This window comes from Pseudomonas sp. 02C 26, from assembly GCF_002843585.1.
Lineage (GTDB): Bacteria > Pseudomonadota > Gammaproteobacteria > Pseudomonadales > Pseudomonadaceae > Aquipseudomonas > Aquipseudomonas shirazensis.
The window spans coordinates 761,526-776,397 of the sequence record NZ_CP025262.1 but is presented as its reverse complement, the minus strand read 5'-3'; the positions used below and the strand labels follow the sequence as shown (position 1 = coordinate 776,397).

Here is a 14,872-nt window from a genome sequence, read left to right as displayed (position 1 = left end):
TGAAGAATGCTGAGCATGATACCTCGACTCAGGGCAGATAGAGCCTGAACAAACCGCCACCGAGGGCGCCACCGTTGCTGATTTCGATTCGGCCGGTAACGCCATTGCGCTCATGCAGGGCCGCAATCCGTGCCGCGAAGTACAGGCCCAGGCCAGTGCTGCCGGTGCTGGCGTCGAGGCCCTGAATGTAATCCTGCTGCCGCTCGAGCATGCGCTCGGGATAACCCGGGCCGTCGTCGTTGACGCTGATGATCAACTGCTCGCCGTCTTCTTCAATACCGATCAGCAAGGCGTGGCCGGCGTAGCGAATGGCGTTGGTGAGCACGTTGGAGATCACCGAAGCCACCAGCTCGCGGTCGAAGAAGCCCAGCGGGCTGGCGCTTTCGATACGCCAAGTGGCGAGGATATCGCGGTGCTCGAGGATCTCCTGATGCGCCGCCAACTGCGCCTCGATGAAATCTTCCAGCTCGTGGTAGCCAGGGCAGATCGGCAGCTGATTGACGCCCAGCTTGTACAGCCCGAGCATCTGCACCAGCATGCCGTTGAGGTGGCCGAATTCGTGCTCAATGACGCCCTGCTCGGTGCCTTGCCGCTGCGCTTCGGGCAGCCGCGCCAGCCATTGGTTATGCGCCTGGATCAACGCTGACAGTGAGTTTTTCATGTCGTGGACAGTGGAGGCGATCACTGTCGAGAAATCCAGCCCCGGGTTTTCCTGGTTCATGCGCCAAACACCCGCATATGCAGTTTTCGATAACGCTCGTAGCGGCTGTCGCTGGCGGGGATGCCAGCCACGCTTTGCAGGCAACTGCGACACTCCAGCATGTATTCGGGCGAAGGCGACTCACCGGCGATACGCAACAGGGCCTGAGCCGTGTTCAAGGCGATACTGATATTTTTTGGCTGTAGCGACAGCGCTCGGCGGAACATGCCCAAGGCCTCGTCGAGCTGGCCGGTCTGATAGCAGCGTACCCCTTGCCGGTTGAGATCGACCGCTTCGGTCACGGCGCCCAGCACCGTTGGGTCGTCGGTCATCTTGGCGACGCTCTGCATGACCTTGGGGTCATCGCCGTAGGTTTCCACGCAACCCTTGAGGATGCTGGTGCCGGCTGCCTCCTGGCCCAGTTGCTGGAGCTGCTTGGCCACGGTCAGGGCGGCGTCGACCGAGAAGAACTGGTCCATGTTGTCCAGCCGCTGCATGGCCTGCTCGGTCAACTTGGCGGCGGTTTCAGGGTCGCCGGCCTGTTGCAGGCTGGCCGCCTTCATCAACCGGGCACGCACTTGCAGGCCCTGGTCCTCGCCGTTCTCCTTGGCCACCTCACTGAGCACGGTGTTGATCTCGACCCGGGTGCGTGCGTCGAGGCCAAAACCTGCGTTCTTGCTCATCAGCGCCTGAGCCAGGCCAAGGTTGGTTTCGGCGTCCTTGTAGCGCGAGCTCTGGCCCTGGCTGACAGCATGACGGAAGGCCTTGGACGCGCTTTCGAAATCGTCGTTGCCCATCGCCAGCTTGCCCAGCGCGGCCTGCCGGCGTACCGCCAGTGGCGACAGGCGCACGGCCTCCTCGAGCATGTGCTGGGCACGCTTGTTATCGCCCTGGGCGACCAGCACATCGGCCATGCCGTCATACAGCCCCGGCATGATCGGGAAGGCTTTCAGCGCCTGCTCGTACACGCCCTTGGCCTGATCGTTCTGGCCGCGCTTGTGCAGCACGCTGCCGAGCATCGAGTAGACCCACGGCTGCGGCCTGCTGGCGAGGATCGACGAGAGAAACTTCTCCAGCTCTTCGAAGCGGCCGAGATCGCGCAGGGCATCGGCGCGGTAGCGCAGGCACAGCGGGGCAAAGCGCGGGTCCTGCTTGCACAGGGCAGCACAGGCGGCCATCACTTCGGCCGGACGACCGCGATCAAGTGCCTGCAGAATCGGCTTGAGCAGGGTTTTGCGCTGCAGCAGTTTTTCCAGGCGCTGGGCCAGACCGACACGGTTGAACGGCTTGGTCAGGTAGGCATCCGGCTCGTGCTCGAGGGTGCTGAGAACGATGGCCTGACTGCTCTCGGCGGTGACCATGAGGAACCCGCACTCGTGGCTGATCAACTTGTCGAGAATCAGGTCCTCGAGTACCTGCTGACCGTTCTTCTTGCCATCGCCCAGGTGAAAGTCCTGCAGGATGAAGTCATAGCGTTTCTGCGCGCACATGCGCAGCGCCTGTTCGCCGCTGTCAGCGGTGTCCACATCGCGCGCGCCCAGCTCGCGGAGCATGGAGCGGGCCGAGGTGCGAAAGTCGGTGAAGTCGTCGACGATCAGAAAGCTTTTTTGCCCGTACTGCAGCATCAACACGACCTGTCATGGCAGAGGATGGAAAATGACCCGAGGCGATGCGTATCGCCGACCTGTTTATCGGCAGCAGGTAGAGAAAGCTGAGGGCGAATTCGCAGGCCGTAGCGCAGGCTCAGGGCAGCAGGCCTAGCGCCTTGGCCTTGGCTACCGCCTGGGTGCGGCGCTCCACGCCAAGCTTGCTGTTGATGTGGCTGGCGTGGGTCTTGACGGTGTGCAGCGAGATGAACAGGCGCTCACTGATCTGCTGGTTCGAGCAGCCTTGGGCGATCAACTCAAGCACCGCCAACTCCCGCCCGCTCAGGGCTTCGCCGGTGCCACTGGCAACCACCTGCGGCTGCGGCAGGCGCGCCAGCAGGTCGAGCTGGACGCTGCTGGCGGGGCGCGTCGACAGCTGCTCGCGCAGCCACAGCGGCTGTTCATCCAGCAACCGTTGAAACGCTTGCAAGGCGCCACCCTGGGCGGCCAGTAGCGCTTGCGGCAACAGGCTGGCAGCGGACTGCTCGCGGCCCTCGGCCAGATGCAGGGCAATCAGCTGGCACAAAGCGCTGGCCGCCAGCAACTGACCGCCACTGGCCTGGCCGCGCTCGACCAGCCTCTGCAGGCGCGCGACAGCCTGCGCGGAACGGCCCTGGACGCGCTCCAGCAGCGCCTGTTGCAGTTCGATGTGCAATGGCAGTAATGGGTGAAACTCCGGCGCCGCAGCGGGCTGCTCGCCGCCATAGGTCTGAGCGAGCCGCAGCAGCCATGATTCGGCCAGGTCGGTTCGGCCCTGGGCCAGCCACAGCTCGCACTTCACCAGGGTGATCATCGCCAGGTAGAAAATTGGCGGTACGTCCCAGATATGCATCAAGCGCTCGGCTTCGGCCAGTTCGGCGAAGGCTTCGGCATACTGCCCTTCGCGGCCGTCCAGCGAGGCAATCACGCAGTGCCCGATCAGCACGCTGATATCGCGACAGGCGCGCGCCTCACTGAGGCCCGCGCGCAAGCGCGCGCGGCCCTGGGCCGGTTGCAGGTGCGCCGCGAGCAAATGGCCCTCGTACAAGGTCAGCCTGGCGCGCACCGCGTACAGCCGCTGCGCTGACAGATCCTGCAGGCGCAACAAGCCCTGACGGACTTCATCCAGCGCCCGGCGGATTTCACCACGGGCGTGCAGCACCCGCGCCCGATCGTAATGGGCGAGTGCCTCGAACAACGGGTTGCCGACCCGCTGGGCCAACTCCAGCGCTTCGCGGTTCCAGCCACGCGCGCGCCAGAAGTCGGCGTCGGCAATGGCCAGGTTGGACAGCGTCGACAGGCACACCAGACGTTGGCCGTAGCGCTTGTTGGGCAGGCTCTGCAGCGCTTCGCTGCAATAGCTCAAGGTGCGTTCACGGTCGCCGCGGCCGCGAGCGATCACGCCACTGAGCGCCAGCCACTGCGCCAGCATCGAGCGCTGGGCGGTGGCCGAGGGCGCCGGCAAAAACCGGCTGAGGTGCGCCGCCAGTTCTTCGGCAGCGTCCAACTGGCAGGCCAGGCCCAACGCCCAGCTGTACAGCACGATCAGCCGTGGCGTGCTGATCAACAGGCTGTCGGGCAGGTCCATCTTCCAGCGCAGGAGCATGCCGACGTTCTGCTCGGCCAGCAGTTGCTCCTCGGACAGGCTCTGCACCAGGTCCGCCGCCACATCCAGATGGCCGGCGCGCAGGGCCTGCTCGACCGCTTCGTCAAGCAGGCCCTGGGCCTGAAACCAGCGGCAGGCGCGCAGGTGCAGATCAGCCAGCGGCGCGCTGTGCTGGCGGCTGCGCAGCAAATCAGAGAACAGATGATGGTAGCGATACCAATGGCCGTGTTCATCCAGCGGCACCAGAAACACCTGATGCGCTTGCAGGTAGCGCAGGATGCCGGCGCTGTCCTGACGTGCGCGCAGGGCGTCGCACAGCTCTGCGCAGAAGCGCTCCTGGCAGGCGGTTTCGTACAAAAACGCCTGCACGTCGGCCGGCAGGATATCGATCACTTCTTCGAGCAGATAGTCACGGATCAGCCCTTCGCCGCCATGCAATGCCTGCGGCAAGGCATGTTCGTCGCCCGACTCGCTGGCTGCCAGCTGCCAGAAGCGCAGCCCCGCTACCCAGCCATCGCTGCGCTGGATCAGGTTGTCCAGTGCCTGCCCGCGCAAGCCGGTGGGCTGTCGGCCGAGCACCGCCAGCGCTTCGTCGGCAGTAAGGCGCAGGTCCTGCTCGTTGAGTTCGCTGAGTTGGCGCGACAGGCGCAGACGGGCCAGGTGCCAATCGGGGCGCTGGCGGCTGGTAATCATCAGCACCAGGCCGTTTGGCAGGTGATTGAGGAAGAACTGCAAACACCGGTCGAGCACCGCCCCCTGCGCCAGATGGTAGTCGTCAAGCACCAGCAGGATCGGGCTATCGCCTTGCAGGTACAGCGCCAGCTCGTCGAGCAGGCCGTCGAGCCACTCTTCGAAGGCGAACGGCTGATGACGCTGGCGCATCTTCAACAGGCCCATGGCCTGCCCGCCCAAGGCCGGGCAGTACTGCTGCAAACCTTCCAGCAGGCGCTCGAGGAAGCGCCCAGGGTCGGCATCCCTTTGGCTCAACCCCAGCCACAGGCTGCGCCAGTGATCAGGCAGGGACTCGCAGAACTCGATCGCCAGTGAGCTTTTGCCGAAGCCGGCTGGCGCGTTGATCAGCAACAGCCTGCCAGACAGCCCCGCATGCAGACGCTGGCACAAGCGCCCACGGGGCACGTGGCCATCGGGCAACGGTGGCCGGAAAAAACGCCCGTCCAGCAGGCCAAGGGCCTGGCTGGTGTATCCATGCGTACGGGACAGATCAGTCATGGCCGGCTCGTTATGAGGGAGACATCAGCACAGCAGGTTGTTGCGAGACTAGCGGGTATCGCAGCCTATTTGAAGATGATGGGTGTGTTTATCCGGTAAAAGACTACGACAAAAAACGACAGAGCTGATTTACGGCAACCCATCAGTGCGCACCGGAAATCAAAACGCCCCGGCGGGCCGGGGCGTTCTGGGAGTCACGCGGAGTTTTAGCTGCGTTGATTAACGAATACCGTCCTGGCGCAACGCTGCTGGCTGGAAGTCGGCCTTGCTGGCGGTGAAGCCAAAGTCATAGGCACGTTTTTCTTCGTTTTTCAGACCCAGGGCCAGGTAGCGACCCGACTGCAGGTCATAGATCGCCTCGAGGGTGTACCACGGTACCTGGTTGTTGTAATAGTCCTGAGCATGCGCTTCGGACACGCGCCACAACTGGTTGCGACCGTCGTACTGGTCGATCACCGAGGCTTGCCAGGTATCCTCATCGATATAAAAGTCGCGCTTGGCATAGATATGCCGCTGGCCCGGCTTCAAGGTCGCGACCACATGCCAGACCCGGCGCAGCTCATAGCGGCTAAGGTCCTGGTTGATGTGGCCGGGCTTGACGATGTCGGCGTATTTCAGGCTTGGCGAATCGAGCCTGTAGGTGTTGGAGGCGATGTACATCTCCTTCTTGCCTTCAAGCTTCCAGTCGTAGCGATCTGGAGCGCCGTTGAACATGTCGAGGTTATCGGATGTACGCAGCCCGTCCGCCGCAGTACCCGGACCATCGTAGGACACCTGCGGTGCCTGGCGCACGCGGCGTTGGCCGGCGTTGTAGACCCAGGCCTTGCGCGGCTCCTTGACCTGGTCAAGGGTTTCGTGGACCAGCAGCACGGTGCCCGCCAGGCGCGAAGGCGCGGTGACCTTCTGCTTGAAGTAGAACAGCACGTTGCCCGGGTTGGCTGGATCGTAATCTTTCAGCTTGTCGCGGAACACAAACTGGTCCGAGAACGATACCGGGCTGTAGGAGCCGTTGGGTTGCGGCGTGACCTGGGTAACCAGGCGCGTCACGCTGCCACCGCGATAGCGGGTGATATGGTTCCAGATCACTTCGACGCCGCTCTTGGGAATCGGGAACGGAATAGCCGTCTCGAAGTTCTCCAGGCCGTTGCCGCCCGCCACCAGATTGGTCTTGGTAGCGTTGCGCTTGATCGCGGCAAACACTTCATCCGGCACGGTCGAGCCGCGATGGGTCGGGTAGACCGGAATCTTGTAGGTCTCCGGGTAGCGCTTGAACATCGCGTACTGGCCAGGCGAAAGCTTGTCCTTGTACTGCTCGACGTTCTGCGCGGTGATGGTGAATTTGGGCTTCTCGCTGCCATACGGGTCAGACAGGAACCCCTTGGCATCGACGCTGCCAGCGGTCTTCGACAGCGGTTGCCAGGCCGTGATGGAGCCGTCGGCGTTACCGGCTTTTTCCGCACCCATCGGCGTCAGGGTGCTGCCGAGCTTGGCCGCCTCGTCAGCGGAAACCGCAGCCATGACGCTGGTTGCCAGCAGGGACATGCCCAGTACACCGGCCTTCAGCAGACTTCTGGTCTTGTTCATTGGTTGGTCGTCCTGGATCAATGGGCTTAGAAGTTCACGCCGAAGCTGAGCGCAACGAAGTCGCGGTCATCCACGGTGGTGTACTTGCCGTCAAAGAAGTTGGTGTACGACAGGCTCGCTGTGTAGGTGTTCTGGTATTCGGCATCGAGGCCCAGGCTTACGGCCTTGCGCCCTTCTTCGAAGTTGGCGCCCGGGCCAGGTGAGTAGCCGGACACGTCGTGCGACCAGGCCACGCTTGGCTTGAGGTTGACCCCAGCGAAGACGTCGTTGTAGTCCCAGATCACGCGGCCTCGGTAGCCCCACGAAGTACTGGTGGTATAGCCATCGTTTTCGCACTTGCGGCTGAGGTTGGCGGTGGATGCGCCCGCGCCGGCGCCACCGATTGTGCTGTTATTGAGCGCCACACAGGTATCCGCGCCACCGGTCGCTGGCAGCGGCCCCGGGCCATAGACCGGGTCACGGCCATAGCGGATTTCGCGGGCGTTCTCCAGGCCGCCAACGTGAGTCACGCCGACTTCGCCGACCACAGTCATGCGGCTGGCGCCCATCACTTGATCGAAGAAGTGCGTCAGGGTGGTCTGGAACTGAGTGATTTCCTTGCGACGGTAGCCGTGCAGGTCCTGCCCAGGTGTGCCAGTGAGCAACGATGCGTTGGTCAACCCGCCGCCGATCGGACGTACGCCGGAGAACAGGATGTCGGTGGTGTTGAGCTGCACCGGCGCGTTTGGCCGGTAGCTGACTTCACCGCTCCAGGCGGTACCGGTTGGCAGCGTGGTGGAGAAGCTCAAACCGTACAGGCGGATGTCTTCCGGGTACTCGACGAAGTATTTCGAGTTGCCCGCAACGATCAGCGGCGCCAGACCCTGCAGCGGTGGCGGCAAACCGGCGAGGCCAGCGAACACCGATGGATCGGCGCCGGTGGCACTGAAGATCGGCGCACGGCTGTGATAATTCATGAAGTAGGCGCCGAACTCGGTGTCCAATGGCTCGAACATGTAGCGCAGCGCGACCCCGAACTGGCCACTGTCACGGGCATCGCGGTCAGCACTGCGCCGCACAAGCACGCCTTCGTTGTTGTAGTCCACCCCGCTCCCGGCCAGGATGCCCTGCGCTATAGGTGGCAGCCCGCTCAAAGTTCGCCCACTGCTGAGCACCCGCAGATTGTCGGTACAGCCGTCGGCAATGATGTCCGGCTGAGAGAAGAAGGTGCCGCAGTTATCGACAACCGTCTGGTCCCATTCCAGCTGGTAGAAGGCCTCGGCCGAGAGGTTGTCGGTCAGGCTCTGCGAGATATAGAACATGTTGACCGGGATCAGGCCTTCTTTGATCTCGGCGCCAGGACGGCGGAAGGCAGCCACGTCAATCGGGTTGATCGAGTTGATGCCACCACCAATGAAGGTGCTTTCACCCCAACTGACTACCTGCTTGCCGAAACGCACCGAACCGGGTTGGTCGGCAATCGAGTAGTTGTGATAGACGAACGCATCGAGCAGCTCGGCCCCGGAAGACTTGGCGCCTTCCTTGCGATTGGAGTCGCTGATGTCCTTGAACTCGCGGTGTTCATCCTTGAGCTCGAAGTCATACCAGTACTTGCCCCGGACGAAGATGCCGGTGTCGCCGTACTTCAGTTCGAGGTCATGGATGCCCTTGAAGATTTTCGAGAAGGTCTCACCGCGCTTGAAGTTCAGGTGGCCATCGTCGGAGGTCTGCGAAAGCCCTTTGCCACCATTGTTGACGCCGATCAGGTTCTTGTTCGGGCTGGCTGTCGACCAACTGGCACCGACCGACAGCGACGAATCGAACTGGCCTTCGATTTCACCGATGTTGAAACTGACCGCGAATGCAGGGCTTGCGAGCGTAGAAGCGAGGCTGACGGCAAAGGGCAGTCTTGCCCGACGCGAGAACGGGTGTGCAGATTTCATCGACGCTACTCCATGTTCTTTTTTGTTATGGCAGTGAGTCCTTGCAGAAACGGTCCGGCTGACCGGTAGGCAGGCTTGCACCTGCGACGCTGCGAGTTGCACGCAGCGCTCCCCCTCCGTTTCTGAAAACCCCTGGCCCCGACTATAGCCAGCAGGCTCGGACGCTAGATCCCTCTAAAGTGTGATTTGCGTTCCGTGCCCGTCGCTCGCCCCGATCTGGTCCGGTGTGCGAGCTGACAGTGCTCTAGCATGGCCCAATTTTCCCATTTGACAAGGCGCCATCCTCTCTGCAATGCGGGTCGCGCCTAATTCGCCGATGACCCGCTGCGCTTCACAGGGTCGACAGGAACGCGCTGTTGCTGGCCTGCCATTCGACGATGTCGAGGCGGATGCGCTTCTTGTCCAGCTTGCCGACGCTGGTCTTGGGAATTTCCGTAACAACGGCAATCTGGCTGGGAATCGCCCACTTGTTGATATGACCTTGCTCGACGAACGGTTTGAGATGTTCTTTGAGCGCGCGGGCGTCAAGGCTCTGCCCGTCGCGAACAACCAGCAGGGCAAACGGACGCTCGCCCCACTGTGGATCGGCGACACCGACCACTGCCACTTCACGCACCGCCGGATGGCGGCTGATCAAGTCTTCAAGGTCGAGCGAGGAAATCCATTCACCGCCGGTCTTGATCACATCCTTGATGCGGTCGCGGATGTCGATATAGCCCATGCCGTCGAGGGTGGCGACGTCTCCGGTATGCAGCCAGCCGCCAGCCCACAGCTCGGTGCTTTTTTCCGGCTCCTTGAAATACCCCATCGACAGCCACGGCGCCCGCAGCACCAGTTCGCCCTGGGTCTCACCATCGGCCGGGAGGAAATTGCCATCGCCGTCGACAATCGCGGTTTCCACCAGCGGCACCGGCACCCCGGCCTTGATCCGATAGCTGACCCGCTCGTCATCGCCGCCGGCCTGCAGCTCTTCGTTGATGTGCGCCGCGGAGATCAGCGGGCAGGTTTCGGACATACCATAAGCTGCAGTGAGCTGAATGCCACGGGCCAGCGCGGCCTGATACAGCGCACGGTTGAGCGCACTGCCGCCAATGATGATCTTCCAGCCGCCGAAGTCCTGGCCCTGGGACGCAGGGCAATTGAGCAGCATCTGCAGGATGGTCGGTACGCAGTGGGAGAAAGTGACCTTCTCTTCACGCCAGAGCTTGACCAGCATGTCCGGCTCGTATCGGCCAGGGTAGACCTGCTTCATGCCCATCAGCGTGGCTGCGTACGGGATACCCCAAGCGTGAACATGGAACATCGGCGTGATCGGCATGTACACGTCATCGCTGCCGAGCAGACGCACGCTGTCGATGCTGCCCAGTACCGAAGTTTCCGCCAGGGTATGCAACACCAGTTGCCGATGGGTGAAGTACACGCCCTTAGGGTTGCCGGTGGTGCCGGTGGTGTAAAACATGGTCGCCACCGAGTTCTCGTCGAAATCAGGGAAGGCGTACTGCGGGCTGGCGGCGGCCAGCAGTTGTTCGTACTCGCCGACCAGGTTCGGCAGTTCGCCGCGCTTGTCCGGGCCGTCGGTCAGCAGCAGGGTCTTTTCAACCGTGGTCAGCTGCCCGGCGATGCCTTGGTACAGGCCGATGAAATCGCTGTTGACCAACACCAGCCGGTCCTCGGCGTGGTTCATGGTGTAGAGGATCTGCTCGGGCGACAGGCGCACATTGATGGTGTGCACCACCGCGCCGATCATCGGGATGGCAAACATGCATTCCAGGTAACGATGGCTGTCCCAGTCCATCACGGCGACGGTGTCGCCCGGCTTGACCCCGGCCTCGCTAAGCACATTGGCCAGGCGCGCGATGCGCTCGACCAGTTGTGGATAGGTCAGGCGCAACTGGTCACGGTAGACGATCTCGCGGGTACGCTCGTAGCGGCTGCCAGACAACAGCAGGCGCTTGATCAGCAGCGGGAATTGGTAAGCACCTTCAGCGGGTTGGATGATGCGCGTCTGCAGCATGGTTATCCCTTTTTCGAGTCGGGCGAGGTCAGGCGGTTACTCTAGAGCGCAGATGTGACAGCCAAATCAGCCGAAGGAATGATTTGCGCGGCGCGGGTATGAGTGCCGCTGTTGACTCTACCGCTAGGGGCAGGCCTTAGCCTCGTTGGCTTGATTGAGTGGAGCTGACATGAGCAAACGTATTCTGGTGATCCTCGGCCACCCCGCCGCGGACAGCTTTTGCGCCGCATTGGGCCAGGCCTACATCCTCGCCGCCGGCGAGGCCGGGCATGCCGTGCGTATTCTTGACCTGCCGAAAGCGACCTTCGACCCGGTACTGCACTACGGCTATCGACAGATCCAGCCGCTGGAACCGGACTTGCGCCAGGCCCAGGAGGACATCCTCTGGGCCGAACAACTGGTGTTTGTCTTTCCGATCTGGTGGGGCGCTACCCCGGCGTTGCTCAAGGGCTTTTTCGACCGCACTTTCCTGCCTGGCTTTGCCTTCAAGTACCGCGAAGACTCGCCATTCCCTGAGCAACTGCTCAAGGGCCGCACCGCCCATTTGCTGGTGACCATGGACACGCCGCCCTGGTACTACCGTTGGGTCTATCGCATGCCTGGCCTGCATCAGATGCGTAAAACCACCCTGGCCTTCTGCGGCATCAAGCCGACCCGCACCCTGACGTTCGGGCCGGTACTCGGCTCCAGTACCAGCCAGCGCGAGCGTTGGGTGCTGCAGGCCCGCAAGCTGGCCGCCAGCTAGCCACGTAGACGCGTTCAGCTGCTTGTGTAAGATGAATCGCCAGCCCAGGCTGGCGCATCGATCACGCAAGGAAGCCCCCATGTACATCGGAAAAGCAGCCCAACTTGCGGGCACCAGCGTCAAATCGATCCGTCACTACGAGAAGCTCGGCCTGCTGCCCGAGCCGCAACGCGCAGGCAACTACCGGATCTACAGCGAACAGAGCGTAGGTCGCCTGCGCCTGATCAAATGCGCGCAGCAACTTGGATTCAAGCTGAAAGAGATGCAGGCCATCCTGCAGCCTTACCCAGACGGTCAGATTCCCTGGCTGCAGCTGCAACAGGCGCTCGCCGACAAGAAAGCTGCAGTTCGCGCACAGATCACCTCCTTGCAGGGGCTGCACGCGGCGCTGGAAGCATTCGAGCACGAAACTGCTGATGCCCTCTGCACGCTGCAGCCAGAGATCGGGGCAGCGGCCAAGGTCGCATGACAGATTTCAACTAGTCGACATGCGTTTTTTCACCTGATTCTGTAGGGTCTATTACCCTCCCCTTCGCGCACGCTGCCAGAGCACAGGACAGACCATGACCTCCAGCCACACTGCTGTATTTCTTGACCATGACTCACTGGACCTCGGCGACCTCGACCTAAGCGCGCTCAGGGCCTGCTTCGGTACTCTTACGCTACACGGCGCGACCGCGCCGGAGCAGGTTGCCGAACGCCTGCAGGGCGCTACTGTGGCAATCAGCAACAAGGTGCTGCTGGGTGCGGACGTACTGGCGGCCAACCCGCAGTTGCAACTGATCCTGGTGGCTGCAACCGGCACCAATAACGTCGACCTGAACGCCGCGCGTGCCCAGGGCATTACCGTGTGCAACTGCCAGGGCTACGGCACTCCCTCGGTGGCGCAGCACACCCTGGCCTTGCTGCTGGCGCTGGCGACCCGCCTGTGCGACTACCAGCGCGCGGTCGCCGACGGTCAATGGGCCAAGGCCAGCCAGTTCTGCCTGCTCGACTTCCCTATCGTCGAACTTGAAGGCAAGACCCTCGGCCTGCTCGGCCACGGCGAGCTGGGCGGCGCCGTGGCACGCCTAGCCGAGGCCTTTGGCATGCGCGTTCTGAGCGGGCAGATCCCCGGTCGCCCTGCACGTGCCGAGCGCCTGCCGCTGGACGAACTGCTGCCGCAGGTCGATGCGTTGACCCTGCATTGCCCGCTCAATGAACACACCCGGCACATGATCAGCCACCGTGAACTGGCCCTGCTCAAGCCCGGCGCGTTGGTGGTCAACACCGCCCGCGGCGGCCTGATCGATGAACAGGCCTTGGCCGACGCCCTGCGCAGCGGTCATCTGGGCGGCGCGGCGACCGACGTGCTCAGCGTCGAGCCACCGGTCAACGGCAACCCGCTGCTGGAGGCGGACGTGCCACGCCTGATCGTGACTCCACACAGTGCCTGGGGCGCGGTCGAGGCACGGCAGCGCATCGTTGCGCAGCTCAGCGAAAACGCCCAGGCGTTCTTTGCCGGCGCGCCGCGCCGCGTGGTCAGCTGAGCCAAGCCCGCCTCTGCTACACTGCGCGACTTTTTTCAGGAGGCGTCGTCCATGGACCCGCGCAGTGAAGTGTTGCTCCGTCAGGCGGAGTTGTTCCAGGGCTCGGTGCTGCTTGCCGGCCTGCCTGCCGACGATCTGCTCGGCCAACTGCCGCAGGCCCACGGCTGGACCTGGCACGCCGGCGACCAGGCCCTGCTCGAAGCGCGCTTTGCCGGGCGCAACCAGCATGGCGTCGAGCCGCCGCAGGCGCCGTTCGATGCCGCGGTAGTGTTCATGCCCAAGTCGCGCGAACTGGCCGCCTACCTGCTCAACGCCCTGGCTTCGCGCCTGGCTGGCCGTGAGCTGTATCTGGTCGGTGAAAAGCGCGGCGGGATCGAAGGCGGCGCCAAGCTGCTGCAAGCCTTCGGCAAGCCGCGCAAGCTCGACAGTGCACGCCACTGCCAGCTGTGGCAGGTAACCGTCGACAACGCCCCGGCCGCCACCCCACTGGAAAGCCTGGCTGAACGCTTCGAACTGCCGCTGGCCGATGGTCCGCTGCAGATCGTCAGCCTGCCCGGGGTGTTCAGCCATGGCCGGCTGGACCGCGGCACCGCCCTGTTGCTTGAGCATCTGGACGGCCTGGCGGTTGGCCCGGTACTCGACTTCGGCTGCGGCGCGGGCGTAATCGGCTCGATCGTCAAGCGCCGTTACCCGGACAGCCAGGTAACCATGCTCGACGTCGATGCCTTCGCGGTGGCCAGCAGCCGCCTCACCCTTGCCGCCAACGGCTTGCAAGCTGAAGTCATCAGTGGCGATGGGATCGATGCTGCACCGCGTGATCTGCAGGTAATCCTGAGCAATCCGCCGTTCCATACCGGCGTCCACACTGACTACAACGCCTCGGAAACACTGCTGAAAAAATCGGCTGAACATCTGCGATCAGGTGGCGAACTTCGCCTTGTTGCGAACACCTTCCTGCGCTATCAACCGTACATCCAGCAGGCGCTGGGCAACTGCAAGACGCTGATCGAAGAACAGGGTTTCAGGATTTACCAGGCAAAACGCGGATAGAAAATAGCGCTTGCCCAAACGGATTTGCCTAGGCAGAATCCGCTCCGTCCTAGGGGAGTAGTCTCCCGCAAGCACCTAAGCTTGCCCGGTACGCGTCAACATACTTGGTCCTCAGACCATGGCGCGTACGACCCACGGTCCGCACAGACGGACCCAGGGTTTGACAAGACCTATGACACGCACACCTTACCCGGGGCGGGAAGGCTGTACGTGTCATAGCCGTGTCGACCCGCCCCCGTAGGAACCCTGATGCTGGAATCCCTTCTCGTACCAACCGCCATCGTTGCGCTCGCCGAAATCGGCGACAAGACGCAACTGCTCGCGCTCATCCTTGCTGCCCGCTTTCGCAAACCCTGGCCGATCATCGCCGGTATCGTTGTCGCCACCCTGGCCAACCACGCTGCGGCAGGTGCAGTTGGGGCGTGGGTAAGTGGTTTCTTCACCGAGTCGGTGTTGCACTGGGTGCTCGCCGCAAGCTTTGTCGCGACCGCGTTGTGGACCCTGGTGCCAGACAAGATGGACGACGACGAAAGCAGCGCAGCACGCCGCTTCGGGCCGTTCGTGACGACCTTGATTGCGTTCTTCCTGGCCGAGATCGGCGACAAGACTCAGGTCGCCACCGTGATGCTGGCGGCGCAGTATCCGCACCTGATCATGGTGATTATCGGTACCACCCTGGGCATGTTGATTGCCAACGTACCGGTGGTATTGGCGGGTAACTTTGCGGCGGAGAAGTTGCCGCTGACACTGATTCGGCGCCTGGCTGCCACGGCGTTTGTGGTGCTGGCGATCGTCGCGGTGTATTCGGCGATGAAGAGCAGTGGCTGGATTGGCTGATTCAGCAGGGATTTTGGGGCTGCTTCGCAG

General features: G+C 62.8%; 11 protein-coding genes and 1 riboswitch. Of the genes, 5 read left to right on the top strand and 6 right to left on the bottom strand.

Features of this window, described 5'->3' with window-relative positions; translation table 11 throughout:
• Positions 1-28: 28 nt before the first annotated feature.
• The 6 genes from CXQ80_RS03605 to CXQ80_RS03575 all read right to left on the bottom strand — a co-directional run bounded on the left by CXQ80_RS03605 (position 29) and on the right by CXQ80_RS03575 (position 10,681).
• Positions 29-721, bottom strand: a complete 693-nt coding sequence (locus tag CXQ80_RS03605) for a sensor histidine kinase KdpD (RefSeq protein ID WP_101316563.1) — start codon at positions 719-721, stop codon at positions 29-31.
• A complete protein-coding gene (locus CXQ80_RS03600; protein ID WP_101322940.1) occupies positions 718-2,325 on the bottom strand; it encodes a tetratricopeptide repeat-containing response regulator in 1,608 nt (535 codons plus the stop codon). The genes CXQ80_RS03605 and CXQ80_RS03600 overlap by 4 nt, the downstream gene beginning before the upstream one ends.
• A 118-nt stretch (positions 2,326-2,443) precedes the next feature.
• A complete protein-coding gene (locus CXQ80_RS03595; protein WP_101316560.1) occupies positions 2,444-5,161 on the bottom strand; it encodes a LuxR C-terminal-related transcriptional regulator in 2,718 nt (905 codons plus the stop codon).
• A gap of 219 nt (positions 5,162-5,380) precedes the next feature.
• Entirely contained in the window at positions 5,381-6,745 is a 1,365-nt protein-coding gene (locus tag CXQ80_RS03590) for a DUF1329 domain-containing protein (protein WP_101316558.1), read from the bottom strand.
• Positions 6,746-6,771: 26 nt separating this feature from the next.
• On the bottom strand, positions 6,772-8,667 hold the full coding sequence (locus CXQ80_RS03585) for a DUF1302 domain-containing protein (RefSeq protein WP_101316556.1): 1,896 nt from the start codon (positions 8,665-8,667) through the stop codon (positions 6,772-6,774).
• Positions 8,668-8,998: 331 nt separating this feature from the next.
• Positions 8,999-10,681 (bottom strand): fatty acid--CoA ligase, encoded by a 1,683-nt coding sequence (locus CXQ80_RS03575; RefSeq protein WP_101316554.1) that lies wholly within the window; start codon positions 10,679-10,681, stop codon positions 8,999-9,001.
• Between the two features lie 169 nt (positions 10,682-10,850).
• On the opposite strand from CXQ80_RS03575, the gene CXQ80_RS03570 reads away from it, so the two are divergent.
• From CXQ80_RS03570 to CXQ80_RS03550, 5 genes are all read left to right on the top strand, one after another.
• Complete coding sequence (locus CXQ80_RS03570; protein WP_101316553.1) at positions 10,851-11,426, top strand: NAD(P)H-dependent oxidoreductase; 576 nt, start codon at positions 10,851-10,853, stop codon at positions 11,424-11,426.
• 79 nt (positions 11,427-11,505) lie between these two features.
• The gene (locus tag CXQ80_RS03565) at positions 11,506-11,895 is read left to right on the top strand and encodes a MerR family transcriptional regulator (protein ID WP_101316551.1); all 390 of its coding nucleotides are present in this window, start codon (positions 11,506-11,508) and stop codon (positions 11,893-11,895) included.
• Positions 11,896-11,989: 94 nt separating this feature from the next.
• A complete protein-coding gene (locus CXQ80_RS03560; RefSeq protein WP_101316549.1) occupies positions 11,990-12,955 on the top strand; it encodes a 2-hydroxyacid dehydrogenase in 966 nt (321 codons plus the stop codon).
• A gap of 51 nt (positions 12,956-13,006) precedes the next feature.
• Complete coding sequence (locus CXQ80_RS03555; protein WP_101316547.1) at positions 13,007-14,005, top strand: class I SAM-dependent methyltransferase; 999 nt, start codon at positions 13,007-13,009, stop codon at positions 14,003-14,005.
• Positions 14,006-14,045: 40 nt separating this feature from the next.
• Positions 14,046-14,166: riboswitch (yybP-ykoY riboswitch) on the top strand.
• Positions 14,167-14,257: 91 nt separating this feature from the next.
• Positions 14,258-14,842: a TMEM165/GDT1 family protein gene (locus CXQ80_RS03550; RefSeq protein WP_178080814.1), complete on the top strand. Its 585-nt coding sequence runs from the start codon at positions 14,258-14,260 to the stop codon at positions 14,840-14,842.
• Positions 14,843-14,872 lie beyond the last annotated feature (30 nt).

Bases quoted from the DNA above. Each gene is read 5' to 3' on its own strand.
- CXQ80_RS03605 (WP_101316563.1), bottom strand. From the start codon at position 721: ATGAACCAGGAAAACCCGGGGCTGGATTTCTCGACAGTGATCGCCTCC.
- CXQ80_RS03600 (WP_101322940.1), bottom strand. From the start codon at position 2,325: ATGCTGCAGTACGGGCAAAAAAGCTTTCTGATCGTCGACGACTTCACC.
- CXQ80_RS03595 (WP_101316560.1), bottom strand. From the start codon at position 5,161: ATGACTGATCTGTCCCGTACGCATGGATACACCAGCCAGGCCCTTGGC.
- CXQ80_RS03590 (WP_101316558.1), bottom strand. From the start codon at position 6,745: ATGAACAAGACCAGAAGTCTGCTGAAGGCCGGTGTACTGGGCATGTCC.
- CXQ80_RS03585 (WP_101316556.1), bottom strand. From the start codon at position 8,667: ATGAAATCTGCACACCCGTTCTCGCGTCGGGCAAGACTGCCCTTTGCC.
- CXQ80_RS03575 (WP_101316554.1), bottom strand. From the start codon at position 10,681: ATGCTGCAGACGCGCATCATCCAACCCGCTGAAGGTGCTTACCAATTC.
- CXQ80_RS03570 (WP_101316553.1), top strand. From the start codon at position 10,851: ATGAGCAAACGTATTCTGGTGATCCTCGGCCACCCCGCCGCGGACAGC.
- CXQ80_RS03565 (WP_101316551.1), top strand. From the start codon at position 11,506: ATGTACATCGGAAAAGCAGCCCAACTTGCGGGCACCAGCGTCAAATCG.
- CXQ80_RS03560 (WP_101316549.1), top strand. From the start codon at position 11,990: ATGACCTCCAGCCACACTGCTGTATTTCTTGACCATGACTCACTGGAC.
- CXQ80_RS03555 (WP_101316547.1), top strand. From the start codon at position 13,007: ATGGACCCGCGCAGTGAAGTGTTGCTCCGTCAGGCGGAGTTGTTCCAG.